General features: G+C 71.2%; 20 protein-coding genes. 12 read left to right on the top strand and 8 right to left on the bottom strand.

The features are described 5' to 3' along the window. The first annotated feature begins 531 nt into the window (after positions 1-531). Entirely contained in the window at positions 532-1,260 is a 729-nt protein-coding gene (locus EIZ62_RS01240; RefSeq protein WP_156690856.1) for a peptidoglycan-binding domain-containing protein, read from the top strand. 103 nt (positions 1,261-1,363) lie between these two features. On the opposite strand, the gene EIZ62_RS01235 is transcribed toward EIZ62_RS01240, so the two are convergent. From EIZ62_RS01235 to EIZ62_RS01215, 5 genes are all read right to left on the bottom strand, one after another. Continuing rightward, positions 1,364-2,317 carry a DUF916 domain-containing protein gene (locus EIZ62_RS01235; RefSeq protein WP_156690855.1) on the bottom strand — a complete coding sequence of 318 codons (954 nt, stop codon included), beginning with the start codon at positions 2,315-2,317 and terminating at the stop codon, positions 1,364-1,366. A 62-nt stretch (positions 2,318-2,379) separates the two neighbouring features. Continuing rightward, complete coding sequence (locus tag EIZ62_RS01230) at positions 2,380-4,176, bottom strand: RICIN domain-containing protein (RefSeq protein WP_244375347.1); 1,797 nt, start codon at positions 4,174-4,176, stop codon at positions 2,380-2,382. A gap of 647 nt (positions 4,177-4,823) precedes the next feature. Next, complete coding sequence (locus EIZ62_RS01225; protein WP_156690853.1) at positions 4,824-5,372, bottom strand: ATP-binding protein; 549 nt, start codon at positions 5,370-5,372, stop codon at positions 4,824-4,826. A 124-nt stretch (positions 5,373-5,496) separates the two neighbouring features. Next, positions 5,497-6,096, bottom strand: coding sequence for a MaoC family dehydratase (locus EIZ62_RS01220; RefSeq protein WP_156690852.1), 600 nt, complete (start codon positions 6,094-6,096; stop codon positions 5,497-5,499). Between the two features lie 55 nt (positions 6,097-6,151). After that, positions 6,152-7,045: a LysR family transcriptional regulator gene (locus tag EIZ62_RS01215; RefSeq protein ID WP_156690851.1), complete on the bottom strand. Its 894-nt coding sequence runs from the start codon at positions 7,043-7,045 to the stop codon at positions 6,152-6,154. A 112-nt stretch (positions 7,046-7,157) separates the two neighbouring features. Here EIZ62_RS01215 and EIZ62_RS01210 point away from each other — a divergent pair, with 112 nt between their 5' ends. The 5 genes from EIZ62_RS01210 (at position 7,158) to EIZ62_RS01190 (ending at position 14,129) form a co-directional block, all read left to right on the top strand. Continuing rightward, entirely contained in the window at positions 7,158-8,375 is a 1,218-nt protein-coding gene (locus tag EIZ62_RS01210; protein ID WP_156690850.1) for a CaiB/BaiF CoA transferase family protein, read from the top strand. After that, positions 8,365-9,609, top strand: coding sequence for an SLC13 family permease (locus EIZ62_RS01205; protein WP_156690849.1), 1,245 nt, complete (start codon positions 8,365-8,367; stop codon positions 9,607-9,609). Before EIZ62_RS01210 ends, EIZ62_RS01205 begins: the two co-directional genes overlap by 11 nt. Further along, complete coding sequence (locus EIZ62_RS01200; protein WP_156690848.1) at positions 9,606-10,436, top strand: HpcH/HpaI aldolase/citrate lyase family protein; 831 nt, start codon at positions 9,606-9,608, stop codon at positions 10,434-10,436. The genes EIZ62_RS01205 and EIZ62_RS01200 overlap by 4 nt, the downstream gene beginning before the upstream one ends. Positions 10,437-10,968: 532 nt before the next feature. Further along, a complete protein-coding gene (locus EIZ62_RS01195; RefSeq protein WP_156690847.1) occupies positions 10,969-12,087 on the top strand; it encodes a heparin lyase I family protein in 1,119 nt (372 codons plus the stop codon). A 287-nt stretch (positions 12,088-12,374) separates the two neighbouring features. Continuing rightward, the gene (locus EIZ62_RS01190; protein WP_156690846.1) at positions 12,375-14,129 is read left to right on the top strand and encodes a glycoside hydrolase family 35 protein; all 1,755 of its coding nucleotides are present in this window, start codon (positions 12,375-12,377) and stop codon (positions 14,127-14,129) included. A 124-nt stretch (positions 14,130-14,253) separates the two neighbouring features. Here the strand turns inward: EIZ62_RS01190 and EIZ62_RS01185 are convergent, their stop codons facing one another. Then, positions 14,254-16,776: an RICIN domain-containing protein gene (locus tag EIZ62_RS01185; protein WP_244375345.1), complete on the bottom strand. Its 2,523-nt coding sequence runs from the start codon at positions 16,774-16,776 to the stop codon at positions 14,254-14,256. Positions 16,777-16,915: 139 nt separating this feature from the next. Next, complete coding sequence (locus EIZ62_RS01180) at positions 16,916-18,361, bottom strand: RICIN domain-containing protein (protein WP_156690845.1); 1,446 nt, start codon at positions 18,359-18,361, stop codon at positions 16,916-16,918. A gap of 587 nt (positions 18,362-18,948) precedes the next feature. Here EIZ62_RS01180 and EIZ62_RS01175 point away from each other — a divergent pair. Beyond that, a complete protein-coding gene (locus EIZ62_RS01175; RefSeq protein ID WP_156690844.1) occupies positions 18,949-19,932 on the top strand; it encodes a LacI family DNA-binding transcriptional regulator in 984 nt (327 codons plus the stop codon). Positions 19,933-20,227: 295 nt separating this feature from the next. On the opposite strand, the gene EIZ62_RS01170 is transcribed toward EIZ62_RS01175, so the two are convergent. Beyond that, complete coding sequence (locus tag EIZ62_RS01170) at positions 20,228-21,481, bottom strand: ROK family transcriptional regulator (protein ID WP_156690843.1); 1,254 nt, start codon at positions 21,479-21,481, stop codon at positions 20,228-20,230. Positions 21,482-21,755: 274 nt separating this feature from the next. On the opposite strand from EIZ62_RS01170, the gene EIZ62_RS01165 reads away from it, so the two are divergent. From EIZ62_RS01165 to dgoD, 5 genes are all read left to right on the top strand, one after another. Next, positions 21,756-22,718, top strand: coding sequence for an SMP-30/gluconolactonase/LRE family protein (locus EIZ62_RS01165; RefSeq protein WP_156690842.1), 963 nt, complete (start codon positions 21,756-21,758; stop codon positions 22,716-22,718). 100 nt (positions 22,719-22,818) lie between these two features. After that, a complete protein-coding gene (locus tag EIZ62_RS01160) occupies positions 22,819-23,445 on the top strand; it encodes a bifunctional 4-hydroxy-2-oxoglutarate aldolase/2-dehydro-3-deoxy-phosphogluconate aldolase (protein ID WP_156690841.1) in 627 nt (208 codons plus the stop codon). After that, positions 23,442-24,383 (top strand): sugar kinase, encoded by a 942-nt coding sequence (locus EIZ62_RS01155; protein WP_156690840.1) that lies wholly within the window; start codon positions 23,442-23,444, stop codon positions 24,381-24,383. Before EIZ62_RS01160 ends, EIZ62_RS01155 begins: the two co-directional genes overlap by 4 nt. Positions 24,384-24,570: 187 nt before the next feature. Next, on the top strand, positions 24,571-25,323 hold the full coding sequence (locus tag EIZ62_RS01150; protein ID WP_156690839.1) for an SDR family NAD(P)-dependent oxidoreductase: 753 nt from the start codon (positions 24,571-24,573) through the stop codon (positions 25,321-25,323). Beyond that, positions 25,320-26,465 (top strand): galactonate dehydratase, encoded by a 1,146-nt coding sequence (dgoD, locus tag EIZ62_RS01145; protein ID WP_156690838.1) that lies wholly within the window; start codon positions 25,320-25,322, stop codon positions 26,463-26,465. The genes EIZ62_RS01150 and dgoD overlap by 4 nt, the downstream gene beginning before the upstream one ends. Positions 26,466-26,776 lie beyond the last annotated feature (311 nt).

Genomic DNA, 26,776 nt, shown 5'->3' with positions numbered 1-26,776 from the left:
TGTCCGACGCGGCGGCCGCAATCCTCGCCTCACGGCTGACCCCGTGTCAGGGGGCGGCGCAGCACCCGTGTTTCCCTTTGTGTGATCGGTTGCCTTCGCGAGCGTCTCTGGGTTAGTTTCTGGCCACTGCTCACGCATCGGCGGCGACTGACCTGAGCCTCAGCCGTGTGACCAGCCCCTGCCTTCTGGTCCTCGGAGAGCCGCCTCCGGGCGACCAGCGTCCCCCCGTCAACTCATGCGGAAGATCGCCCGGTTCGTCCTGTCCGACGACGGGAGGCCGTCCGCCCCGACAGCGTCCGGCCTACCACGCCGACCGGCGTAACGAGGCGTGACGCGACAACCGCGTCTCCCCGCGACACGTGTCCTGAAACAGCCGACAGGAGTTCAGTGAGCACCATTCTCTGCCCGCAGTGCGGTGGCCGCCTTCCGTGTGCCTGCCCCGCCGCACATGACGCCGGGGCGTGCCGGGCCGAAGCCGCCGCGGAGTTCGACCAGGAGTGGGTTCGGCCGTACCTCCCCGTTCAGGAAACCGTGACGGGCGGCGGAGTGAACGTCACCGTCACGGACCCCCTCCCGCCCGTGGCCATGCGCCGCGCGGCATCACGCCACGCGGCGCCCAGAGCCCCGAAACGACGGCGGGGCCTGCGCCTCACCGCCGCCCTGGCCACCCTTGCCGGGTCCGCCGCGATCGCGGGCACGTACGTCTTCTCCAGTGGCTCCGACACCACCGGCCTGGCGCAGGGCGCCCCCGCGACCCGCCTGGAACCGCTGGACGAGTACGAGGACCCGGCCGCGTCCCCCTCACAGGACCGGGCGCGTGGCACCCTCCCGGGCAGCGGCGAATCGACGACGACATCGGGACACGACATCATGGAGGCGTCGCCCGCGGCTTCCGCTTCGGCGTCCGCGTCCGCGTCGGCCGGGGACTCGGCCTTGTCCGCGCCCACGTCCCCACGCACGAGCGCCGCGCCGGTCCCCGTACCCGGTCAGGACGGCCGGGGCCCCACGACGACCTCGCCCGCACCGGCGCCTTCCAGCCAGGGGCCGACGCTGCGCCGGCACGACCGGGGAGCGGAGGTCGTCGAACTGCAACAGCGAATGTCCCAACTCGGCCGGTGGCCGTTCCCCCACCGCGGCCACTTCAACAAGCACCTGTACAACGCGGTGCAGCAGTTCCAGGCGGATCACGGCATCCGGGACGACGTGCCCGGGGTCTACGGTCCGTCCACCCGACGGCAACTGGAATCCATGACCTCGTGACGACGGCGGCCCACCGCCGGCCGCAGAACGGTCGGGGTGGGCCGCGCTGGCCGTGAGCTGTCGCCGGGTGGTGCGACCGGCTGTCGTCGGCTGTCCGCCGGCGTCACTCGCTCCCGCCGGCCGGGGCCGGACGCCGGGCCTTGCGCCTGCGGTGGCGGATCAGCAGCCAGGCGGCGATCAGGAGCGCCAGGATTCCGGCGAGGAGCCACGGCACCCGGAGGAAGCTGTCGGACCCGGTGCCACGGGCCTTCTCGGCGGTCGCCGTGACGGTGACCTCGCCCCAGCCCGCGAAGGGCGCACCGGACCAGGACTCGGTGAGCCGGACCTTCTGGCCGGGGAGCAACTCACCCGGCACGTTCTTCAACTGCCGTCCGTCGGGTCCCCCGACGAACAGGCCCCCGATGTCCAGGGATACGCGGGGGTCGAGCTTCACGTTGCCGGTGTTGTGCAGCGTGTACGAGACGCTCGACCCGCTGCTGCCGGTCCACGGTATCCGGGGCGTCTGTGCGGTGAACCGTACGTCCTCGACGGACAGGCCGGGCTTCGCCGGTCCGTGCACGCGCAGGTAGATGCGGGCCCCGACGCCACGCTGGACGCCGATGTGGGAACCGGCCCCGGGCTGCACGCGTTCGTCGACGGCCACGAGGGCCCCCACGTGGTCACCGGGCGAGGCGCCGCGGGGAACCGTGAGAGTGAAGCCGACGGTCACCGACGAACGCGCCGGAACGGTGACGACCTCCCGCTCGGGCTTCCCCCAGGACCCGACGTCGCGCTGGGTCTCCTTGAGGCCGCGCACCGCGAGCCCGCCGTCCCGTTCCGTGTTGTAGGCGTCGGCGACGTAGAGACGGAAGGTGAGTTTCTCGGCTGTGGTGTTGGTGACGATCGCACGGTCGGAGAGCGTCGTGCCGGGGCGGGCGGGAAGCTGGAAGGCCGCCCGCGGAGTGATGGCGGAGTCGGCGGGTTTGACCGACCATTCGCCGTTGTCCGCGGCTCCCGCTCGGGCGGGGGACAGGGCGGTCAGGAGAATGATCAGGAGGGCGACAAACGCTCTACGCATAACTCTTCGGCTTTCTGGGGCCCGCGTGCCGGACCATCGTCGTCCGGCACGCGGGCGTGGTGTCAGAGGAGGGTGAGGGTGAGTGTCGCGGTGTAGTTTCCGACGGGTGTGTACTTGGGGATGTCAAGCGTCACACCGGCGCCGGCGGTGAATTCGCCGCCGGTGGCGTCGGCGTCGGGGGCGGTTGCCAGGGTCGCTCCGTTCTTGCCGACGGTGCCGGGGCTGCCCGCCGTGCAGGTGCTGGGACTGTCGGGCTTGGTGGTGCAGGTGGGTGTCCAGGCGAGGCGCTCGGCGCCGATCGTGCCGCGCGGGCCGGTGAAGTCGGTGACCTTGCCGGTGAGCGACCAGCCGGCCTTGCCGCCGCGGTGGTCCTTGACGGTCACCGCGTTCAGCTCGCCCTTGGAGGCGCCGCCCGTACCGAAGCCGACGGACGGGAGCCGGACGGCGTCGCGCGAGGTGGCCATGGTGAGCACACCGGCGTCGACCGAGGTGACGATCTCCTGTTCGGCCTTACCGGTGCCGGGCGGGTCCGTCGGGTCCGTCGGGTCGGTCGGGTCGGTCGGCTTGGTGGTGCCGACCTTCCAGGCATGGCCGGCCGATCCGTCGCAGTCCGACTGGACGAGTCCGGCGCCGCCCGCGGTGGTTCCCGTGGCCAGACACTTGTTGCTGTGCTTGGCGATGATGCGCATGTGGCCGTCGCCGAGGTCCTCGAAGCGCCACCGCTGGTTGTCGCCGGAGCCGCAGTCGTACTGCTTGACCCCGGCTCCGTTCGCGGTCGAATTGTCGGCCACGTCGAGGCACTTGCCGCTGTGCTGGGCGAGCACGCGGACGTAGCCGTTGCTCTCGTCGGTGAAGCGCCATTGGCTGTTCAGCCCGCCGGAGCAGGTTTCGCCCACGACGGGAACCTGGTTGTCGGACAGACTGCCCGACACGGTCACGCAGGTCTTGCCGCCCTTGGTGGCGATCGTGTGGAGGGGGTCACCGCCGGTGCCGGCGACCCGGCCCGTCGCCGTGTCGATCGAGACCTTCGGGTACCACGGGAGGTTCAGGGTCGTGGCGTTGGGGAACTCCAGGGGAAGCCAGACGTACTCCGAGTCGTTGACCCGCTTCGCGTCGGACCACACGCCCGCCCAGCGGTCCCCCATGTAGAGGAAGGACGTCGTCTCGCTGCCCTCGACCGGCAGGACGAAGGTCGTCTGCGAGTCGTGGCCGTTGTGGTTGCCCACGTCCTTCATCGGTGACCAGGGCCCGGCGAGGTCGGTGGCGGTGGCGTACTTCTGCTGGTTCGGGTCCCAGTAACTGGTCCCCGAGGTGACCATGAAGTACACCTCGCCGCGTTTGAACAGCGCGGGTGACTCCCGGTGCTGTCCCGGCCAGGGGTTCGCCACCAGCTTCTTCACCTGCGTGTAGTCGTCGGTGAGTTCGTAGATCTGGAGGTCCGCGTTGTGGTTGGCGGCCGAGATCATGTACGCCTTGCCGGCCGCCTTGTCCTCGTACACGGTGATGTCACGGGACATGTGCTCCTTGCCGGAGTCGTCCTTGGGACGGAAGGAGCCCTTCCATGTGTAGGGGCCCTCGATCGTGGAGGAGACCGCCACCGCGGCCCGCGCCTCGGCGTAGTTGGCGTCGGCCTCCTTGTGCATCCACATCACGTACTGCTTGGTCTTCGCGTTGTACAGCACTTTCGGCCGCTCGATCACCGCGTCCGCGATCTCGGGGTCCGATGTCTGGGACAGGGCGTGCCCCCGGCGCTCCCAGCTCTTCAGGTCCTTGGAGCGGTACACCGAGACGTAGCGGAACTTGTTGTCCTCGCCCCGGTCTTCACCGAACAGGTAGTAATGGTCACCTGCCTTGATCACTCCACCGCCGTGTGCCTGAACGCCTGCTCCCGCGACGTCCGGGAATTGCGTGCCCGTCTCCGTGGTGACGGGTGCGGCGTGCGCTGTGGGCGCCCCTGCGAAAAGGGTCAGGAGCAGGCTCAGGCCCGCGAAGGTGGATCTCTTTCGTCGCATGCAGATCCTTGATTGTCATCCGCGCAGTTCAGGGCACCAGAGCAGCGAGAGGCACAGCTCTCCGCACATGAAGCAACATTTTTGCGCGAGAACCAACATTTGAGCCCGAGAATGAACTACCAAAACTGCGAATGTCAACAGCTTGTAAAGATTTATGACATGCGGTGCAGGTCAACTGACCGGAGCGTCACGCCGGGCGGACACGCGGGACCACCGGGCCACCTCCGCCCCGGTCACCTCCGTTCAGCCGCGCGGCTCGCAGATGCGCGTGAACCGACGGGAGTTGACCGGCGATGGGTGCGCCTGGCCGCCGTGGCGTCCGGTGGGGGAGATGCGTCGTTTCGCCTGCGGGTTGCCCGTCGACGCGTGGTTCGTTGCATCCAACCGTTACGCGGGTGAATGGCGCCCAGGGGGCGGCAGCATGACCGGCCTGAAGCGGCGGCCATGTCGTGCCGACATGCGTGAGCCGCTCAGGCCGGTGGCCGCGCTATCTGTTACGGGCGGTGGTCCGCCGGAACGGCCGGGAGGTCGTGAGGGGGCGTCAGGAGCAGGTGGGCGTGGACCTGGCGGCCGTCGGCCTCCTGACGGACATCGGTCCAGTGCGCCAGGCATTCGACGATGCCCAGTCCACGCCCGTGCTCGACGGGATCGCCACCGGGCCGTTCCGGCCGGCGGGCGGGTGTGGCACCGCAGTCGGTGACGGCGACGTGCAGGATGTCCCCGCCCAGGGCCAGCCGGACCGTCATCTCCGAACCGCCGTGCAGGACCGCGTTGGTGGCGAGTTCGCTGACGATGAGGACCACGGAGTCCCGGTCGTCGGCGGGCATGTGCCAGCGACCGAGCACCGCCGCGGTGAACTCCCGGGCGGTCCGCACCTGGTCCTCCTCCGCGGCCAGGGTGAGCAGTGCCTGTCGCGGGCAGCCAGCGGCGGGGTCGGTGGTGGCGGAGGGGCTGGGGGCCTGCGTCAGGAGGTCCGGAACGCCGGAGCGGACCCGGGCGCGGGGCACTGCGGCTGCGATTGCCGACGGACTGTGCTTCGTCATGGCCCCTCCTAGGGCGTTCCCCCAGGTCAGTTGCTATGTGCTGTACTGCTCTTGACGCTGAATCCGGTGCTGCATCGAGTGCTGAGTCCGGTACTGACTACGATGCTGATGTCGGCCTGGGCCCTCAGAGACCGGCGGCCCTGCGGGAACGCTCGTCCCACACCGGCTCGACGGTCGCGAAGCCGGGGCCGTGGCCGCGGCGGTAGACCATCAGGGTCCGTTCGAAGGTGATCACGATGACACCGTCCTGGTTGAAGCCGATGGTGCGCACGCTGACGATGCCGATGTCCGGGCGGCTGCTCGACTCCCGCTTGGTGAGGACCTCGGACTGCGAGTAGAGGGTGTCGCCCTCGAACACGGGGTTGGGCAGCCGCACCCTGTCCCATCCCAGATTCGCCATGACGTGCTGGGACACGTCACTGACGCTCTGTCCGGTGACGAGAGCCAGGGTGAAGGTGGAGTCCACCAGGGGCCTGCCCCAGCTGGTGCCCGCAGAGTAGTGGCGGTCGAAGTGCAGCGGGGCGGTGTTCTGGGTGAGCAGGGTCAGCCAGGAGTTGTCCGTCTCCAGCACCGTGCGGCCGAGGGTGTGCTTGTAGACGTCACCCACGCTGAAGTCCTCGAAGTAGCGGCCCGGCCAGCCGTCGACGGGCGCGGCGTGTGTGTGGTGAGCGGCGTCGGCACTGTCGGCGGACCGGGAAGTGCGGGGGGAGGTCTCAGATGTCATGACTTCATTCTGAGGAGCCGTCGACGCCCTGTGAAATAACGAACCTTCACCGAGGTCATACGTCCGACGCATGAGCGGTGGAACGGACGTAGTCGTAGAAACGCACCACCGCGGCCGCACGCGGCCCCCCGAGGGGATTGATCAGGCCAATCGTGCGCTGTGCCTGCGGGTCCTTCAAGGGTACGGCGACCGCCCGGTCGCCCGTGCCCGAGGGACTTCCCTTGATGGGCACGACCGCGACGCCCAGCCCGGCCGCCACCAGCTCCCTGAGGGTGCTCAGCTCCGTGCACTCCATGATGACCCGGGGCGCGTACCCGGCGCCGGCGCACAGCCGGTCGGCCACCTGGCGCAGACCGTAGACGGGTTGCAGGGCCAGGAAGTCCTCGTCCGCCAGCTCCGCCGCCTCCACCGCACGGCGGCGTGCCAGCCGGTGCCCGGTGGGGACCAGCAGGCACAGCGGCTCCTGCTGCAGGGGTGTCCAGTCGAGGTCGTCCCCCGCCGGACGCGGGCTGGTCAGCCCGAGGTCGAGCCTTCCCCGCCGTACGTCGTCGACCACCGTGTCGGCGGCGGCCCCCCGCAGCTCGAAGCGGGTGGCCGGGGCGATCGCGCGGTAGCCGGCGAGCAGCCCGGGCACCAGCCAGGTGCCGTACGAGTGCAGGAACCCCAGGGCCACCGTCCCCCTGTCGGGGTCCACCAGACTCGCGATGCGCTGCTCGGCACCGTCGATCTCACCGATGGCGCGCAAGGCGTGCGCGCGGAACACCTCTCCGTACTTGTTCAGCCGGAGGCGGTTCTGATGCCGGTCGAAGAGCGGGACGCCCACCCGCCGCTCGAGCCGCGCGATGGCGCGGGACAGGGTCGGCTGCGAGATGTTCAGCCGTTCCGCCGCCGCCGTCACATGCTGACTTTCGGCCAGCGCCGCGAACCACTGAAGCTCCCTGATCTCCACCCTCACACTATACGTCCTGCGCATGAAGCACAGGAGGTTTCGTCATTTCACAACGCTTCGCGACGGGCTGACAGTGAGTCCCACCCCGAACCGACCCCATGGGAGGGACCCCATGTCAGAGCCGTACGCACCCCCCGAAGCCCCCGCCACCGGCCCGCTGTCCGGGCTGGTCGTGGTCTCACTGGAACAGGCCGTCGCGGCGCCCTTCGCGACCAGGCAGCTGGCCGATCTCGGCGCTCGCGTCATCAAGGTCGAACGCCCCGGCAGCGGTGACCTCGCCCGTGGATACGACCGGACGGTCCGCGGCATGTCCAGCCACTTCGTCTGGCTCAACCGGGGCAAGGAGAGCGTCCAGCTCGACGTGCGGTCCCCGGAGGGCAACCGGCACCTGCACGCCCTGGTCCAGCGCGCCGACGTCCTGGTGCAGAACCTCGCCCCGGGCGCCGCGGCGAGGCTGGGGATCGGCCACGAGACGCTGGCGTCGAGCCGCCCGGAACTCATCACCTGCGACATCTCCGGCTACGGCAGCAGCGGCTCCTACCGCGACCGCAAGGCCTACGACCTGCTCGTCCAGTGCGAGGCCGGACTGGTCTCGCTCACCGGGACGCCGGACACCCCGTCCAAAGTGGGGTTGTCAATCGCGGATATTTGCGCTGGTATGTACGCATACTCTGGAATCTTGACCGCTCTGATCACACGCGATCGCACCGGTCGGGGTTCGCAGGTCGAGGTCTCCATGCTGGAGGCGCTCGGAGAGTGGATGGGTTACGCCGAGTACTACACGCGCTACGGCGGCACAGCCCCGGCACGTACCGGTGCCAGCCACGCGACCATCGCTCCGTACGGGCCGTTCACCGGGCGCGACGGGCAGACCGTCACCCTCGGGCTGCAGAACGAGCGCGAGTGGGCGTCCTTCTGCGACATCGTGCTGCGACGCCCGGATCTCCGTGACGATCCCCGCTTCGCGGGCAACGCCGACCGGGTCGCCCACCGGGCCGAACTCGACGCCGTCGTCGAGGACGTGGTGTCGGCGCTCACGGGCGACGAGCTGGTGGTGAGACTGGAGGAGGCGTCCATCGCCTACGGGCGCCGTCGCACCATGGAGGAGTTCAGTACGCATCCGCAGCTTCGTGAGCGCCACCGGTGGGCGACGTTCGACAGCCCCGTCGGAGAGCTGAAGGGGCTCATCCCTCCGGTGACCCTCCACGGGCAGCGCCCGCCGAGGCTGGGCCGGGTCCCCGCGCTGGGTGAGCACACCGCCTCCGTACTCGCGTGGCTCGCCGAGCAGCCCCGTCACGGCAACCGTCAGGGAGTACACCATGTCCGTTGAGGTCATCGGGGTACTCATCCTCGTCGCCGTGTTCGTGCTCTCCGGCGTCCGCGGGCTGAACATGGGCGTCCTCTCCCTGGTCGCCGCCTTCGTGCTGGGGTCGGTCGTCCTCGGTCACAGCCCGGAGGAAGTGCTGTCCGGCTTCCCTGCCGGGATGTTCCTGGTACTCGTCGCCGTGACGTTTCTCTTCGGCATCGCCCGGGTCAACGGCACGGTCGACTGGCTGGTGCGCATCGCGGTACGGGCGGTGGGCGATCGGGTGGGGGCCATCCCCTGGGTGCTGTTCCTGCTGACAGCGCTCCTGTGTGCGACGGGCTCGGCCTCACCCGCGGCCGTCGCCATCGTCGCCCCGATCGGCATCACCTTCGCTGTACGGCACCGCGTCAATCCGCTGTACGCCGGACTGATGGCGGTCAACGGCGCCGCGGCGGGCAGCTTCGCACCGTCCGGCATCCTGGGCGGGATCGTCCACTCGGCGCTGGCGGCGGACGACCTGCCCGTGAGCGCCGGGCAGCTCTTCGCCGGTACGTTCGCCTTCAATCTGGCCGCCGCCGCGGTGACCTGGCTGGTCTTTGGTCGCAAGCCGCTCACGTCCGGTGACGCGGAGTGCGCGGGCGACGCCGACACGGGCGCCCCGGCACCCCGGCTCGGCCGTGAACAGATCGCGACCCTGGCCGCGATGGCCGCGATGGTCCTTGGGACCACCGTCTTCTCGCTGGACACGGGCTTCGTCGCCCTCACCCTGGCCGCGCTGCTGGCGCTGCTCTTCCGCAGCACGGCCCGGGATGCCACCAAGGAGATCGCCTGGCCGGTCGTCCTCCTGGTGTGCGGAATCGTCACGTACATCTCCCTGCTCCAGGAGATCGGCGTCGTGGATTCGCTGGGCACGACGATCGCCGCGGTCGGAGCACCTCTGCTGGCGGCCCTCATGATCTGCTACGTGGCCGGCGTCGTCTCCGCCTTCGCCTCCACCACGGGCATCCTGGGCGCGCTGATGCCCCTGTCGATCCCGTTCCTCGAGTCGGGCGCCATCGGAACCACCGGCATGGTGATCGCCCTGGCCTCGGCGGCGACCGTCGTGGACGCGAGCCCGTTCTCCACGAACGGTGCCCTCGTGGTCGCCAACTCGCCCGAGCGGCTGCGTACCGATGTGTGCCGTGGCCTGCTGCGCTGGGGTGCCGGGGTGTGCGTGCTAGCTCCGGCGTGCGCCTGGCTGGCGTTCGTGGTCATATGACGGCGCCGGGAGAGGGAGCGAGGGCGCAGGCCCAGGTCACGCTGCTGTTCGTACCGGGTGACCGGCCGGAACGCTTCGCGAGGGCGGCGGCGTCCGGCGCGGGCGGAGTGCTCGTCGACCTGGAGGACGCCGTGGCACCGGACGGCAAGGCGCCGGCTCGGGACGCCGCCGTCGCATGGCTCGCCGCCCATGACGGCTACCTGCGGATCAACGCGGTGGACACACCGTGGCACGACGAGGACCTGGCCGCGCTCACGGCGGCGCGGAGGCTGCGGGGTGTGGTGCTCCCCAAGAGTGCCACCGCCGATCAGGTAAGCGCGGTAATAGGGACGTTGCCTGTCGGTGTGCCCTTGCTGGCACTGGTGGAGAGCGCCGTCGGGGTACGGGAAGCGTCGGCGATCGCCGAGGTGCCCGGGGTCGAGCGGCTCCTGTTCGGCAGCATCGACTTCGCGCTGGACACGGGCATCAGCCCGTCCGTGCCGGACGAGCCGGAGCTGCTCTGGGCCCGTTCCGCTCTGGTGGTCGCCTCGCGGGCGGCGGGTCTGCCGGCGCCGCTGGACGGGGTGTACACCCGGCTCGACGACGAGGCCGGTCTGGTGGCCGCGTCGCGGCGCAGTTGCAGGCTCGGCTTCGGCGGCAGGCTCTGCGTGCACCCGCGGCAGGTCGAACCCGTGCACCGGGCCTGGCGGCCGACCGAGTCGGAACGGGAGTGGGCGCGCCGGGTGCTCTCGGCGGCGGAATCCTCCCAAGGGGCCGCCGTCCGCGTGGACGGGCAGATGATCGACCGACCGCGTCTCGAACTCGCCCGCGCCCTGCTGGCGCGGTGACACGGGAGCGGGCTCGCGAGGGAGGCCCTACGGTCGGCCCTCTTGGACCGCGTCCGCGCCCCTCGTCCTTCAGAGCCGTCACGGGCCGCCCGAGGATGCGCGGGCGGCCCGGCGAAACAAGGCCGTTGTGCCCCGACCACAGCGGCGAGTTCTCGGGGGGTGCGGCTGAGCACCCGGAGCGGGGCGGGCCCGGTAACGGCTGAGGGTCTGTCAACTGCCGCTCTGTACGTGAGTTTAGCGATTCGTTATGCGGAGGGTTGCATTCTCCACTGGTTCTTCCTCATTGCCGCACAGTAGGGTCGGCGCATCTTCAGCCACCGTGCGGGTGCCTGAGGGTGCCTCCCGGGAATGAGCCCCCCGCGGCGCGACGGCGCGCCCGGAGGTGGTTCATGTCGACCACTCGGCCAAGGCCCCCCGCCGCCCACGCTGTTCCCCCTCCCATGCGGTCTGCCGCCCGTGGTTCTCCCGGCATCGCCTCCCGCCCTCCCACCGACCACCGGTTGAGCCCTTCACTCCGTACAAGGAAAAGTCCATGCACATCCCAAAGTCGCTGTCGCCCGCCGGCCACCGGGTACGCCTCCTCACCGTATGCACCACCGCCCTGCTGGCCCTCGGTGTGACCGCCGCCTCCCCGGCCGCCGCCGACGACTCCGTGTCGTACACCTTCGAGTCGCCCTCCCAGAAGCTTCCCTTCATGGCGATCAACGGCGCCGGCCGCGTTCTCGTCGGCCCCGCCCCGGGAGGAAAGGGCGGCCACGCCGCGCGCGTCAACATCCCCAACGACGGCCGGTCGTTCAAGTCCGAACTGGTCATCAAGGGCCTCGACGCGGGAAGCCATCGCTTCGGCTTCGCCAACTACCTGCCCGGCGACTGGCAACCGCGGGACTTCGACACCATCGTCACCCAGTGGTTCAGCACCCAGGACGACACCTCGCGGATCAAGCCGGTCATGGCACTCTCCGTGCACGGAGGCGACTGGCGGCTGAAGGTGCACTGGATGAGCGGCGGTGAGATACAGGAGAAGATCATCCCGCTCGGGGCGGCACGCCCGGGCCACTGGAACCAATGGACCTTCGACATCACCTGGTCCACCCCGAGCACCCCCGGTTCGATCACCGTCACCCGGGACGGCGCGACCGTGGGCTCGCACCAGGGCGCCAACAACTACCACCGTGGGCAGCCGCCGCATTTCAGGATCGGCGCTTATCGCCCTGGCTGGCGCCCGGAGAAGGGGCCTGAGCACCGGGCGGGATCCTCCGATGCGGTCCTCTACATCGACGACATCGCCATCACCAGCACGGCCGCCGGCTCCGCACCGGCGCCGCGCCCGACCGCCTCCGGCGGTGCCGCTTCTCCCACGCGCACCCCGGCGGCCACGCCCAGTCCGACCGCCACCGGATCGCCCTCCGCATCTCCTTCCACGAAGGCCGGCACGGCACCGTCCAGCGGTGCCCGCGCGGCGGCGGCCGCCGCCCCTGCCTCGGCGACTCCCCGGGCAACGGCGTCCGACGGGTCCTCGCTCCCGAGCACCGGCTCGGCGGGCGTGATCGGCATCGGACTGGCGAGCGCCGCGGCCTTGGCCGGTGGCGCCTTCTTCCTCATGCGGCGGCACAACGGGACCCGCCCGAACCGGGGGGCCCACCGCCGGTAAGGCCAACGAACGTCTCTGACCACGGAGTTCGGCCGGCGGGTACGGGACCCCGCCGGCCGAACTCGCCGGTCCTGCGTCGCACCCCGCGTCCGCGGCCGTGATCACCGGGCACCCCGGGGCGCGGCCGCCATTCGGGCTGCCCGGGAGGGATTCCCGTCGAAACGCAGGCTCTTGTCATTGGCGCGTGTTTGCGTAAACATCTCTGGGAGAGCATACGCCCGCCGGCGAGCAGACGTGCCGTAGCGCCCCCGCCGGACCCGACCTCCCGACCACAGGAGCGCCTGCCCATGCCCCTTCTGCACATCGACGACACCGGGTTCCTCCTCGACGGGAAGCCTCACCGGCTGCTCTCGGGCGGCCTGCACTACTTCCGGGTGCACCCGGACCAATGGGCCGACCGCCTGCGCAAGGCCCGCCTCATGGGACTGAACACGGTCGAGACCTACGTACCGTGGAACCTCCACGAGCCACGCCCCGGCACATTCCTGATGGACGGCGCGCTCGACCTCCCTGCCTTCCTCGACCTCGCGGCCCAGGAGGGCCTCCAGGTCCTCCTGCGTCCCGGGCCCTACATCTGCGGTGAGTGGGAGGGCGGCGGGCTGCCGTCCTGGCTGCTCGCCGAGCCGGACATCCGGCTCCGCTCCCAGGATCCCCGCTATCTCACCGCGGTCGACGACTACTTCGAGCACCTGCTGCCGCCGTTGCTGCCGTACCTGTCGACTGTCGGCGGACCCGTGATCGCGGTGCAGGTGGAGAACGAGTTCGGCGCCTACAGCGACGAGACGGCACACCTGGAGCACCTCGCCGCCACCTTGCGCCGGTGCGGTGTCGACGTGCCCCTCTTCACCTGCGACCAGCCCGCCGACCTCGGCCGTGGCGCTCTCCCCGGAGTCCTCGCCACGGCCAACTTCGGCAGCCGCACCACCCCCAACCTCGCGGCCCTGCGCGCGCATCAGCCGGACGGGCCGCTGATGTGCACGGAGTTCTGGATCGGCTGGTTCGACCGCTGGGGCGCCCACCACGTGGTACGGGACGCCACACACGCCGCGCAGGAACTGGACGAGCTGCTGGCGGCCGGCGCCTCCGTGAACTTCTACATGTTCCACGGCGGCACCAACTTCGGGTTCACCAACGGCGCCAACGACAAGCACACCTACCGGCCCACCGTCACGTCCTACGACTACGACGCCCCGCTCGACGAGGCCGGCGACCCGACGGAGAAGTTCACCGCCTTCCGGGACGTCATCGCCAAATACGCCCCCGTCCCCGCCGAGCCGGTACCGCCGCGCGGCCCGAAGCTCGCGGTGGAGGGCATCGCCCTGACCGACAGCGTGCCCCTCCTGTCCGCCGTGCACACGCTCGGCGGTGCCGCCGTCCGCAGTTACCGGCCCCGGACGATGGAGCAGCTCGGCCAGGACTTCGGGTTCGTCCTGTACGAGACCGTCCTCCCTGCCGCCGGGCCCGCGCTCCTCGAAGTGGAAGGCGTCCGCGACCGGGCCCAGGTCTTCCTCGACGGCCTGCCCGTCGGCGTACTGGAGCGGGAGAACCACGAACGGGCCCTCGCCCTCACCGTCCCGCGACCGGGCGCGCTGCTGAGCCTTTTGGTGGAGAACCAGGGGCGGGTGAACTACGGCCCCGGGATCCACGACCGCAAGGGCCTGACCGGGGACGTCCGGCTCGACGGCACCGACCTCACGGGGTGGACCTGCCTTCCGCTCCCTCTGACCGGTCTGGAGGGCCTCCCCTTCGCCCGGACCGCGGCGACCCCCGTCGGCCCGACCTTCCACCGGGGCACCTTCGACGTCGCCGAGCCGGCCGACACCTTCCTCCACCTGGACGGCTGGACCAAGGGCAACGCCTGGGTCAACGGCTTCCCGCTCGGCCGCTACTGGTCACGGGGCCCCCAGCGTTCCCTCTACGTGCCCGCTCCCGTGCTGCGTCCCGGCCGCAACGAGCTCGTCGTGCTGGAGCTGCACGCGGCCCACCTCGCCCGCACGGCGGATCTGCGGGAGTACGCCGACCTCGGTCCCACCGAGGACTGACGACCGTCCCCCGCTCCCTCCCGCGGCCGGGCGAAGCGTCACCGGCACCGGGAGCGGGGAGCGGGGGAGCGGGGGGAGGGGCGGCCGGGGAAGGAGATTGTCGTCCTTCCCCGGCCGCCGCCTGTCACCCGGCCTTGATCTGCTGGTTCGTACCCCCGTTGCACGCGTACTGGGTCACGGCCGCCCCGTCCGCCGTGGCGGCTCCACCGATGTCGAGACACTTTCCACTGTGCCGGGCCACCAGCGTCACATACCCGTCACCGCCGGTGCGCACCGACCACAGCTGGTTGGCTCCGCCGTTGCAGGCGTACTGGAAGACGGAGGCCCCGTCGGCGGTGGAGGCGTTGGACACGTCGAGGCACTTGCCGCTGTGCCGCGCCACCACCTGGACCTGGCCGGCGCTCGCGGGACGCAGCTCCCACTGCTGGTTGGTCCCGCCGTTGCAGGCGTACTGGAAGACGGAGGCCCCGTCGGCAGTGGAGGCGTTGGACACGTCGAGGCACTTGCCGCTGTGCCGCATGGTCAGCGTCTTCCAGGGGTCGCCTCCCGCGGAACGGAAGGTCCAGGACTGGTTGCTCCCCGTCGTCGGCCGGTGGACACCGACGGAGGCACCGTCCGTGGTCGAGCCGTGGGCGACGTCGAGGAGCTCACCGGTGGCGCGGTTGATCACCGTGTGGTGCCCGTCCCCGGTGGTCGACAGCATCCACCGCTGCTGGGCGGAGGACCCCGCGTCCACCAGCGTCAGCACACCGCGGTTGAGGCTCAGCGCCTTGCCGCTGCGGACGTTCGTCAGACGGTGGGTGGCCGTGCTGCTCCAGTCGCCGGCGGACGACCTGGTGAAGGTCCACTGCTGCGCGGTGTCCGCGGGGTTGGGCGCGCGCTGCACGAGGGTCGTCCTTCCGCCGGTCGTCTCGACGGCGAGGGCCATACCGCTGTTGTCGTTGAGGATCTGACGGGCGGCGGTGGAGGGCGCGGCCGGCGTCATCCGGGTGTTCGCACCGGACACGGCCGGCGCCGCGGCGTTCGCCCCGGACACGCCGGACGCGGTGGCGTTGACACCCGACACGCCGGGGAGGACGAAGGTCGTCACGGAGCCCGGGGGCAGGGTGACGGTGACCCGCTTGCCCGAGGGCGTGAGGTCCGCGCCGCGCTGGAGGTTCTGGGTGGCGTCGGTGGTGTAGCGCTGGACGGGTGCCGAGGAGACGCGGGCGAAGCCGCCGAGGTCCACGGTCACCGTCCGCGCCGATCCCGTGGGATTGCTGTGGACCACGACCGCGCCCCGGCCGCTCGGTGCCATCGCCGCCAGGGTGTTGGCGTCGTCCGTGTTGATGACGCGGGCGCCCGGCCGGACGAACTTGGTGTACTGGGCCATCGCCCAGTACTTCTTGTTCTTACGCAGCGGCTCCTTGGCGGCGTCGACCGGCGTGAAGTCGGTCTGGATGAGCCCCCAGTTGGAGTTCTCGTGAGCCGGAGTCATGTTCTCGTAGTCCTCGATCGCCTGCCACAACACCCAGGCCCGGGGCTCCAGCTCCCGGATGTCCTCGTTGATACGGCTGGTCAGGTCGAGGGCGGGCCGCATGTCGGTGAAGTTCTGCGGCACCCCACCGCCGAGGTCCACCTCGGACATCCACAGGCGCTTGCCCGCACCCTTGGCGATGTCGCGCACCCCGGTGCGCCCGCCCGTGGAGTAGGTGTGCGTGTTCAGCTTGCCGATCGACTCCCGTACCGAGGCGTCGTAGGAATCCCAGTCGGACCGGAAGGTGTTCGGGTTGGTCTCGTCCATCGCCGTGATGGGCGTGTCCAGCCCCTTCGCGTCCAGCTCGGCCCGGAGCGTCTTGTACATGCGTGCCTGAGAGGCGGTGTCCCAGTGGGAGCCCTCCTGGCGTCCGCCGGCGCGCCAGAAGTCCGTGTTCGGCTCGTTGATGGGGGAGAGGGAGTCGAAGGTGACCCCAGTGGAGTCCTGGACGCGTCGCACGGCGCCGGAGAGGTACGCGGCGAAGCGTCCGTACTGGTCGGAACGGAGGTTGTCGTGCGCGGGGTTCCACGCGCCGGAGACGAGGCCGCTGTGGGTCATGAAGTAGGGCGGGGAGTTCGAGAACGCCTCGAAGCCGTTCGCGCCCCGGTCCTTGGCCGCCTTCAGCCACCAGCGCTGGTTGGCGTCGGCGTTCGGCTTCCAGTGCTTCGGGTTCTCCGGGTTCCACCAGTTGGGCTTCTCCGGGCCCGGCCGGTTCCAGTGGCCGGGCACGGCGCCTCCGGTCCGCAGGTAGGGCTTGGTCTCCGGGCTGTCGCCTCCGCCGATGTTGTACCGGGCGATAGTGAGGCCCAGTCCCTTCGGGCCGTACAGCGCGTCCGCCAGTTCGTTGCGCTTGGCGTCAGGCCAGCCGCCGGTCACATTGGCGAACCAGGCCAGCGAGGTACCCCACCCCTCGAACGGCTGCTGTTGGTAACTGGGGTCGAGGCGTACGGTGACCCCCGGTGCCGCGACCCCGACGGGCTCGGCCGGCGGAGCGGCGGCGGCCGGGGGCGACGCCATGCCGGCGGCGATGACGGTGGCGACGGACGCGATCGCCGTCGCGCGGGCGGCTCGCTTGCGGGTGCGCCCGGTGGCCGGCCTTCTTAACGTACGGGACATGGGAGCGTTCTCCATTCGGTGGGTCGGTGGGTCGGTGGGTCGGTGGGTTGGTGGGTCGGTGTGACGGGGTGGAGAAGGGGTGATGGTGAGTGGTCGGGCGTCCGGGACACGCCCCTCCCGGGGGAGGGAGGGGCGTGTGCCGCGGGGTGGGACGTCAGACGGTGGTCCGGTGCCAGTGCTGGTTGTGACCGCCGTTGCAGGTCCACTGTTCAAGGGCGGTTCCGTCGGACGTGGACTGGTTCACCACGTCCAGACACTTGCCGCTGTGACGCGCGACGAGCTGGATCTGGCCGGTGGCGCCCGCCGGTTCCGCCTTCCACTGCTGCGACGGCCGGCCGTCACAGCGGTTCTGCACCGCGAGAGCGCCGTCCTCGTTCGACGAGTCGCTGACGTCGAGGCACTTGCCGCTGTGCCTGGCCATGATCTGGAAGTGGCCCGCGTCCAGCTTCTTGAACGAGAAGTGCTGGTTGGTCCCGCCGCCGCAGCCCCACTGGACCAGCTGGGCCGCGTCGCGTCCGTCGGAGTTCGCGACATCGGCGCACTTGCCGCTGTTCCGTGCGGTCAGCGTCTCCCAGCGGACGTTCATGCCGGTCACCGTGCCGGCGGCGGTGTCGACCGTGATCTGGGGCGAGTAGGACATGGTCATGGTGGTCTTCGTCGGGAACTCCAGCGGCAGCCAGATGTACTGGGAGTCGTTGACCGTGCCTCCCATGGAGTTGCCCCAGCGGTCGCCCATGTACAGGTAGCTGGTGCCCCGGGCGCCCTGGACCGGCAGCACGTAGGCGGTCTGGCTGTGGTACGCGGTGGCGTCACCGATGTCCTGGGGATCGCTCCAGGCACCGCCGATACTCGTGGCCGTCGCGTACTTCTGCTGGTTGGGCGACCAGCCGGTGGCGCCGGAAGTGAGCAGGAAGTAGACGCCGTCACGCTTGAACATGGCCGGCGCTTCACGCCAGTTGCCCGGCCAGAGCTTCTGTACCAGTGATTCCACGGCGGTGTAGTCCGACGTCAGCCGGTAGACGTGCAGGTCGGCGTTCTCGTTGGCCGCCGAGATCATGTACCCGGTGCCGTCGGTGTCGACGAAGGTGGTGATGTCGCGTGACATGTGCCCGAGCGGGCGTGAGCTGCCGTGCCAGGTGTAGTCGCCGTCCACCGTCTTGGAGGTGGCCACGGCCGCCCTGGCCTCGCCGTAGTCGGCGCCGTTCTCCTTGTGCATCCACATCACGAACGTGTCGGTCGCCCGGTTGTGCACGACCTTGGGGCGCTCGATGTTGGCGGACTTCAGCTCCGGATCGGTCGCCTGGGTCAGCACATGGTTGCGGAACTCCCAGTTCTTGAGGTCCGTGGAGCGGTAGGCCGACACGTAACGAAACGTGTTGTCGGCGTTCCGGTTCTCGCCGAACCAGTAGTAGTACTGGTCGACCTTGATCACTCCTCCGCCGTGGGCGTGCACATCGGCGCCGGTGGTGTCGGTGAACCGGGTCGCGTTGGTGACGGTCGCCGGTGCGGCGTGGGCGGTGCCCGTGGCGCCGGCGAGGGTGAGGAGCAGGCTGGAAAGCACGGTGAGGAGCACCGCTGCTCGCCTCTTCGGATACGACATGGAGAGGTACCTCTTGTGCTCGATGTGGGGGTGAGTGTCCAGGCGGTTCGGTCTCCCGGACACGCGTGGGCGCGGTTCGGCCCGCCGCGGTCGTCGCGCCCCGGCCCGGGGCGGTGGGCGCGGTCGAGTACCAGGAGGGGGAGGAGTGCCTGCCGACGGCGGTGCAGGTCCGCTCGGCCGTCGACGGTTCCTGGCGGGTTCCCTGCCGCCGGGTGGGGAGGTCCCGGTGTTCGCCACTCCTCGACGCACGGCGAAGAGCGGTACCGCAGGGCGTTAAGTTGCTGTTTCCCTTCCTTATGTTTGCGTAAACAACTGGCGGTTGCGTGAGAGTTTCGAAGTGGCGCACAGGAGTGTCAAGGCAACTGACGAGTACGTCTGAGATTCGTTTGCGACCGCGGATCCATTACGTCCGGTTCGTCCCGTGTTCCGTGCTCCTTTCCGTGCGGTCTACGGAGAGGTAGCGCTAACATTCACAAGGAGTGCGGCCGCATTCCGCTTCGACGTCCCGGTACGGAGGTCCCGTTCATATGCCGCGCGAAGCCGGTGCCAGATCGCCACGGTCCCGTCCCCCACGGCAGTCGCCCTCGATGGCCGATGTCGCCGCGATGGCGGGCGTCTCGTCCCAGACCGTCTCCCGGGTGGCCAACAACAAGCAGAACGTCGACGCGGCCACCCGCGAACGGGTGCTGGCGGCGATGAAGATGCTCGGCTACCGGCCAAACACGGCGGCGCGCGCGCTGGTCACCGGGCGGTTCGGGACACTCGGGGTCATCAGCTTCGACATCAGCGCCTACGGCAACGCCCGGACCTTCGCGGCCATCTCCGACGCGGCCCGCGAAGCCGAGTTCTTCGTGAACTTCCTGGGGGCCCGCGCGCAGACGGGAGCCGCCGTGCGCCAGGCGTTCCAGCAGCTGATGGTGCAGTCCGTGGACGGCATCATCCTGATCGAGTCGCAGATCCTGGACACGCCCGAACTGCGCCTGCCGACCGGCGTGCCGGTGGTGTTCGCCGACGGGGACACCGGCCACCGGTACGCCAATGTCGACGTCGACCAGGCCCGCGGCACCCGTGAAGCCGTCGGGCACCTGCTGGGGCTCGGCCACCGTACGGTGTGGCACGTCGCCGGGCCGCGGGACTCCTACGCGGCGCGACGCCGCGCCGAGGCGTGGCACCGGGCCCTGAAGGACGCGGGCGCCGGCGTTCCGCCTCTGTTGTACGGGGACTGGTCGGCGGCCTCGGGATACCGGGCCGGCCAGGAGCTGGCCGCCCGCCCGGAGGTGACGGCCGTCTTCGCCGCCAACGACCAGATGGCCCTAGGGGTCATGCGCGCCCTGCACGAGGCGGGGCGGCGGGTGCCCGGCGACGTGAGCGTGACCGGATTCGACGACATCCCCGAAGCCGGGTTCTTCCCCACACCGCTGACCACCGTCCGGCAGGACTTCGACACGGTGGGCCGGCACTGCGTCTCTCTCCTGCTCGACCAGATCGACGGCGATGCGGGCACGGTGCGGCAGAAGTCGGTGGCGCCCGAGCTGGTCGTGCGCGACAGTACGGCGGCGCCGGCCGCCTGAGGCGCGCCCGCCCCGCGCGTATGCGTCCGGTACGCCCGTGTGTGTCCGGGACGCCGACGGTTCTCGCGGCCGGAGCGGCGCACTGTCGCACGCTCGCGCGACACGGTGGCGGCAGGTCCGGTCGCCACAAGCCTCGCCGCCGGACCTGTGTCCGGTACGCCCGCGGCTCACGGGGCCCACCCGACACCGGGGTCGCGCCAGGACCGGCCAAGGGTGCGCGCGGCCGGACCCGCCGCCTCAGGACGTCCGTTCCCGGACCCGCCGCCTCAGGACGTCCGTTCCCGTTCCCGCCGCCTCAGGACGTCCGTTCCCGTGCCGCCCTCGCGGCACGCCGTCCCGCGGCCACCGTTCCGAACGTCTCACGGTCGTCGAGGAAGCCCTCCAGGGCGAACGTGGCGGCGCCGAGGGCCACCGGGTTGCCCCGTACCGCACTGAGCCGCAGGGTGAGCGCCTGGAGCGTCGCCGGGAGCGCGTGCGCCGCGATCACCTCACGGGCCTGCTCCAGCAGCGGCTCGCCGAGCCGGTCCGCCACCCAGCCGCCGAGCACCAGCGCCTGTGGGTTGAACAGGTTGAGCAGGTCGGCCGCGGCCATGCCCAGGTGGCGGGCGGTGCGTGCGACGGTCTCGGCGGCCACGGGATCGCCCGCCGCGGAGGCGCGGGCGACCGCGCCGACGACGGTGGCCTCGTCGGCGTCCAGCAGCGGGCTGTCCGGGGCCACTTCGCGGAGGGTCCGGACGACGCCGCGCGTACTGACGTACGCCTCCACGCATCCGCGCCTGCCGCACCGGCACTCGCGGCCGTCACGGATCAGGCACGTGTGGCCCCATTCCCCGGCGCTGTTGCTGGCCCCTCGGTACAGGGCTCCGTCGACCGCGATCCCCGCCCCCACGCCGGCGCGCAGGGTGACCACGACCAGGTCGTCCACCTCGCGGCCGGCCCCGAACCACATCTCCGCCACGGTGGCGGCCTTGAGAGGGTTGTCCAGGTACAGGGGCATGGTGAGCTGCTCGGCGAGCAGCGCCCGCAGCGGTACGTCGCGCCAGGACCAGTACGGCGAGAACACCGAGACGCCGCCCTCGCGTTCGACGAGGCCGGGCACGCTCACACCCGCACCGAGCACGCTCTCGGGCCGGGTGCCCGAGGCCACCACCAGCTGCTCCACCCCCGCCACGATCGTCCCCACCACCTCCTCCGGCCGTACGTCCGCCCCGCGCAGGGGCAACCGGAGGCTGTGCAGCACCGAGAGCGCCAGGTCGAACAACTCGACCTGGACGGAGGTCTCCGCGACGTCGATGCCGATCAGGGCGCCGCGCTCGGCGTTGACCGCCAGCCGCGCCCGCGGGCGGCCGCCCTTGGACTCCTCGCGGCCGGCCTCCCGGAGGACTCCCGCCTCCAGCAGCTCCGTGGCCAGATTGGCGGCCGTCGCGAACGACAGCCCCGTGGTCTCCGCGATGTCCTGCCGGCTCACCGGGCCGGGGGCGGCGAAGACGCAGCGCAAGGCGTCGAACCGGTTGCGGCGGCGGATGTCCTGCGCGGTGCGCTTCGCCATGGGGGCGTCCTTCGACCAGTAGTGACAGAGGTTCGGTGATGATCGCCCACCCTATTCGCGCTGACCGTCCCCGAGTATTTACATGGGTTAGAAGAAGCCATAGAGTTTCGTCCCGGTGACGGGCCGCCGCAGGTTTGCGGGCCGCAGGGACCCGTCCCGGACCCGCCCCCTTTCCGGACGACGCCCCCCGGGCGTTACCCGAGGCCCCCCTGCGGCCGACCGCCTTCCGCGCCGCCGCGCATGCCGCGACATGCCGCACACGAGGAGCGACACCATGCGATTGACCGCGTCCCCCTGCACGCCCGAGCCGGGCCGGCTGACGGAGGGCCCCGTCTGGAACGCCGCACGCCACGAGCTGCTGTGGGTGGACATCACGGCCGGGCTCATCCACCGGGCGGCGCTGGTGGCCCGGGAGGACGACAGCGGCGTTCCCGACCTCGGACCCACGGCCACCCTGCGTCTGGACCGGCCCGTCGGAGCGGTCACGCCGTGTGCCTCCGGGGGACTGCTCGCCGCCGCCGGAACGGCGTTCCTGCGTGTCGACGACACCGGTGCGTACGCGGAGGTGGCGGCTCCCGCGATGGCGGACGACGGGACCCCGCGACGGATGAACGACGCCGCCTGTGACCCCGGGGGGCGGCTGCTCGCCGGAACGATGGCCCTCGACGGGACGACCCCCGGCGCGGGCGCCCTCTACCGACTCGACCCCGACGGCACCGTGACCACCCTGCTCGACGGCGTCGGCATCTCCAACGGCCTGGGCTGGAGCCCCGACGGGCGGCTGCTCTACTACGCCGACAGTGCGACCCGCCGCGTCGACGTCCTCGACTACGACCCGGTCAAGGGTGACGTCTCCCACCGCCGTCCCTTCGCCGACACGGGCGGCGACGGCGTCCCGGACGGCCTCGCCGTCGACACCGCCGGCCGTGTCTGGGTCGCGGTGTGGGGGGCGGGCGAAGTGCGCGCGTACACACCGGACGGCGTGCTGCACGCCGTGGTGACCGTGCCCGCCTCCCAGGTCTCCAGCTGCGCCTTCGCGGGGCCGGACCTGGACGTCCTGGTGATCACCACAGCGGCCGAGGGCCTGAGTCCCGAGCGGCTGGCGGCGGAGCCGGAAGCCGGACGGCTCTTCGCGTGCAGGCCGGGAGCCACCGGTCTCCCGGTCCCGCCCTTCGCCGATCAGCCGGTCCCGGGCCGCCTGCCCCTGGCCGGTCAGGACACCCCTCTACGCCGATAACGCCGTACACCTCTCCACCACTCCCGCCACCTCCGCCATCCCCACCACCTCCGCCATCCCCATCCCCTCCGGCCCGACGACCACAGAGGCTCCCCACCACATGACGGATCTGACCACCGCCCTCGCCGACACCCCCGTGATCGCGATCCTGCGCTCGGGCTCGGCCCGGCACCTCACCACCACCGCCGACACCCTTCACCAAGCCGGGCTGCGCGCGGTGGAGTTCACGCTCACCACCCCGGGAGCGCTGGACGCGCTGCACGAGTACGCCGGCTCCAAGCCGTCCGGGATGGCACTCGGCGCGGGCACCGTGATCACACCCTCGCAGGCGCACCGCGCCGTGGAGGCGGGGGCCACCTACCTCATCACACCGGCGACCTGCCTGGACGTCGTCGTCGAGGCGCGCAGGCTCGGCGTCCTCGCGCTGCCCGGTGCGTTCACACCGAGCGAGATCCTCTCGGTCCGACGGGCCGGGGCCTCCATGGTCAAGCTGTTCCCCGCTTCCGTGGGCGGCCCCGACTACCTACGGGCCGTCCTCGCACCGCTGCCCGACGTCCGGCTGGTTCCGACCGGCGGCATCTCCATCGAGCAGGCGCCCGCCTACCTGGCGGCCGGTGCCGCCGCGCTGGGCATGGGCAGCCCCCTGGTTGGGGACGCCTGCGAAGGCGGCGACGAGGACGCCCTGCGCGAGCGGGCCGCCGCCCTGCTGAACGGAATACGCGCATGAGCACGCTCGTGACCCTCGGCGAGGCGATGGCCGTCGTCGCCGCGACCCAGCCCGGCCCGCTCGGCCCCGGGACCCCGCTGCGCCTGGCGTTCGCCGGTGCGGAGGCCACAGTCGCGATCGGGGTGAGCCGCCTCGGCCACCAGGCGTCCTGGACGGGAACGGTCGGGGCCGACAGCGCCGGCACGATGATCCTCGACGGCCTGCGCGGCGAGGGCGTCGACGTCACCCGTGCACGCGTCGACGCGTCCGAGCCGACCGGACTCATGCTGCGCGAGCGCCGCACACCCGACCGCACCCGCGTCACCTACTACCGGCGCGGCCTGGCCGGAGCGCGCCTCTCCCCGGACGACGTCGACCCGGACCTCGTCGCCGGGGCGGGAGTCCTGCACGTCACGGGCATCACCCCCGCGCTGGGGGAGGCCCCCAGGGCCGCCGTCCGGCGAGCCGTCGAGATCGCCCGTGACGCCGGCGTCCCCGTCACCCTGGACCTCAACTACCGCTCGCTGCTGTGGTCCAGAGAAGAGGCGGCCGCCGAACTGACCGAACTGGTCGCCCACGCCGACATCGTTTTCGCAGGCCCCGAAGAGGCCGCACTGGTCGTGCCCGAGGCCACACCCGCCGCCATGGCGGTCGCCCTGCTCGAACTCGGGCCCCGCGAGGCGGTGCTGAAACTCGGAGCCCGGGGCGCCCTCACGGCGACGCCCGGTGCCGTACACGTCCAGGACGCCGTTCCGGTCACCCTGGTGGAACCGATCGGCGCCGGTGACGCCTTCGTCGCCGGGTACCTCGCCGGCCTCCTCGACGGCGGCTCCGTCGCCCACCGCCTCCGGCTGGCCGCCACGTGCGGAGCCTTCGCGGTGAGCGTACCGGGCGACTGGGAGGGCCTGCCCCGGCGCTCCGAGCTGGACCTCCTCCAGGGCGACGACGTCACCCGCTGACCCTCCGGGCCTCCACCACGGCCCTTCCGAACCCCCTCCACCACGGCCCTTCCGGACCTCCTTCTCCCCTCCGGGCCTCCACCACGGCCCCTCTGCGCCTCCTCCGCGGCGAGGACGTCACCCGCCGACCGCGGAGCGAACCCCTCGACGGACGCTCCGCCCCCGACAGCACAGGAAGTCATCGACCATGAACCGATTCACCGGGCGGACCGCCGTCGTCACCGGTGCCGCCTCCGGCATCGGCGCCGCCAGCGCCGTACGCCTCGCCGCCGAGGGAGCGGCGGTCGTCATCGCCGACATCGCGGCCGACGCCGGCACTGCCCTCGCGGAGAAGATCCGTGCCAACGGCGGACGCGCCGGCTTCGTCCGGTGCGACGTCTCCTCCGAACAGGAGTGGATCCGGCTGAGGGACCGCACCCACGAGATGTTCGGCCCCGTCGACCTCGTCCACGGCAACGCCTTCGTCCACACCGACGCGCCCGCCCACGAACTGCAAGGCTCCGCGTGGGACCGGGAACTGGCCGTCAACCTCAAGGCGGTCTACCTCGCGGTACGGACCTTCCTCGACGACCTGCGCGCCAACCGCGGCTCCTTCGTCGCCACGTCCAGCGTCCACGCGCTGTGCGGCCTGCCCGGCCACCCGGCGTACGCGGCGGCCAAGGGCGGCATGTGCGCGCTCGTCCGGCAGCTCGCCGTCGAGTACGGACCGGACGTGCGCTTCAACTCCGTGCTCCCCGGCCCCATCCTGACCGAGCACTGGCGGGCCGTGGACGAGGACGACCGGTTGCTGTCCGCACGCGCCACCGCCCTCGGACGGCTGGGTTACCCCGAAGAAGTGGCGGCCGCGGTCGCGTTCCTGGCGTCCGACGACGCCTCGTACATCACCGGCACGAGCCTGACCGTGGACGGCGGCTGGACCGTGAAGAAGGAGTCCAAGTGAAGATCACATCCCTGCGCACCTACCTGGTGGCCCCGCGCTGGTGCTTCCTGCGCGTGGACACCGACGAGGGCATCACCGGGTGGGGCGAACCGGTCGTCGAGGGACGCGCGCACACCGTCGCGGCCGCCGTCGAGGAGCTGGCCGACCACCTCGTCGGACAGGATCCTCTGCGCATCGAGGACCACTGGCAGGTCCTCACCAAGGGCGGCTTCTACCGCGGCGGCCCCGTGCTGTCCAGCGCGGTCGCCGGGATCGACCAGGCGCTGTGGGACATCACCGGCAAGGCACTCGGGGTGCCGGTGTGGCAGCTGCTCGGCGGCAACGTCCGGGACCGGGCGCGGGTGTACAGCTGGATCGGCGGAGACCGTCCGGACGACGTCGCGCAGCAGGCCGCGGCCCGCAAGGCCGAGGGCTTCACGGCGATCAAGATGAACGCCTCCCCCCAACTGGAGCTCATCGACACGCCCCGAGCCGTCCACGGCATCGTCGAGCGCGTGGCGAGTGTCCGCTCCGAGGTGGGCGACACCTTCGACATCGCCGTGGACTTCCACGGCCGGCTCACGCTTCCCATGGCCCGGCGGGTCCTCCCGCTGCTCGAACCGTACCTGCCGCTCTTCGTCGAGGAACCCGTGGTCCCGGAGATGAGCGCCCACATCGGCGAGGTCGTACGGTCCACCAGCATCCCCATCGCGACCGGTGAACGGCTCTACTCACGCTGGGACTTCAAGTCCGTGCTCCAGCAGGGCATCGCCGTCGCCCAGCCCGACCTGTCCCACGCCGGAGGGATCTCCGAGGTCCGGCGGATAGCGGCGATGGCGGAGGCTCACGACGTGTCCCTCGCCCCGCACTGCCCGCTCGGGCCGATCGCGCTGGCCGCCTGCCTCCAGGTGGGCTTCGCGACCCCCAACCTCCTGATCCAGGAGCAGAGCCTCGGCATCCACTACAACACCGGCTCCGATCTGCTGGACTACCTCGTCGACCCCTCCGTCTTCCGGTACGAGGACGGACACGTCTCCCTGCTCACGGCGCCGGGGCTCGGCATCGACATCGACGAGAAGGCGGTCGAGCACGCCGCCGAGACGGGCCACCGCTGGCGCAACCCGATCTGGCGCCGCGCCGACGGATCCCTGGCCGAGTGGTGAGAGGCGGCGGCCCGTCCGGAGAGCCGTGCCGCCGCCCCCTCCTCCCCGCGCACCTTTCGTCGCGCCTCCCGCCCTCTCTCCGTCCGTACGCCGCCGGGGCCGCGCACAACGGCCCTCGTCCGCGCCGCGCCCACCCCTGGCCGCCCCTACCCTGACCGTGCAGCCCTGACCGCGCCCACCACACGCCGCGTGACCGCCCGCCCTTCGCCCGTGCCGTCGTGTCCGTCCACCGCAGACTGAGGCCGGGCCCAGGCGCGCCGGGCCCGCCGGCGCTGCTCGTGGGCGCGTCCAGCCCGCTGTTCACTCCGCCG

The organism is Streptomyces ficellus (assembly GCF_009739905.1).
Taxonomy (GTDB): domain Bacteria; phylum Actinomycetota; class Actinomycetes; order Streptomycetales; family Streptomycetaceae; genus Streptomyces; species Streptomyces ficellus_A.
Note: the sequence above shows the minus strand (reverse complement) of the source record. Positions and strands in the feature narration are given on the sequence as shown.

Coding starts and splice junctions, on each gene's coding strand:
- EIZ62_RS01170 (WP_156690843.1), bottom strand. CDS start 21,481: ATGGCGAAGCGCACCGCGCAGGACATCCGCCGCCGCAACCGGTTCGAC.
- EIZ62_RS01210 (WP_156690850.1), top strand. CDS start 7,158: ATGTCAGAGCCGTACGCACCCCCCGAAGCCCCCGCCACCGGCCCGCTG.
- EIZ62_RS01190 (WP_156690846.1), top strand. CDS start 12,375: ATGCCCCTTCTGCACATCGACGACACCGGGTTCCTCCTCGACGGGAAG.
- EIZ62_RS01165 (WP_156690842.1), top strand. CDS start 21,756: ATGCGATTGACCGCGTCCCCCTGCACGCCCGAGCCGGGCCGGCTGACG.
- EIZ62_RS01160 (WP_156690841.1), top strand. CDS start 22,819: ATGACGGATCTGACCACCGCCCTCGCCGACACCCCCGTGATCGCGATC.
- EIZ62_RS01195 (WP_156690847.1), top strand. CDS start 10,969: ATGCACATCCCAAAGTCGCTGTCGCCCGCCGGCCACCGGGTACGCCTC.
- EIZ62_RS01200 (WP_156690848.1), top strand. CDS start 9,606: ATGACGGCGCCGGGAGAGGGAGCGAGGGCGCAGGCCCAGGTCACGCTG.
- EIZ62_RS01180 (WP_156690845.1), bottom strand. CDS start 18,361: ATGTCGTATCCGAAGAGGCGAGCAGCGGTGCTCCTCACCGTGCTTTCC.
- EIZ62_RS01220 (WP_156690852.1), bottom strand. CDS start 6,096: ATGACATCTGAGACCTCCCCCCGCACTTCCCGGTCCGCCGACAGTGCC.
- EIZ62_RS01155 (WP_156690840.1), top strand. CDS start 23,442: ATGAGCACGCTCGTGACCCTCGGCGAGGCGATGGCCGTCGTCGCCGCG.
- EIZ62_RS01185 (WP_244375345.1), bottom strand. CDS start 16,776: ATGGAGAACGCTCCCATGTCCCGTACGTTAAGAAGGCCGGCCACCGGG.
- EIZ62_RS01150 (WP_156690839.1), top strand. CDS start 24,571: ATGAACCGATTCACCGGGCGGACCGCCGTCGTCACCGGTGCCGCCTCC.
- EIZ62_RS01175 (WP_156690844.1), top strand. CDS start 18,949: ATGGCCGATGTCGCCGCGATGGCGGGCGTCTCGTCCCAGACCGTCTCC.
- EIZ62_RS01235 (WP_156690855.1), bottom strand. CDS start 2,317: ATGCGTAGAGCGTTTGTCGCCCTCCTGATCATTCTCCTGACCGCCCTG.
- EIZ62_RS01205 (WP_156690849.1), top strand. CDS start 8,365: ATGTCCGTTGAGGTCATCGGGGTACTCATCCTCGTCGCCGTGTTCGTG.
- EIZ62_RS01225 (WP_156690853.1), bottom strand. CDS start 5,372: ATGACGAAGCACAGTCCGTCGGCAATCGCAGCCGCAGTGCCCCGCGCC.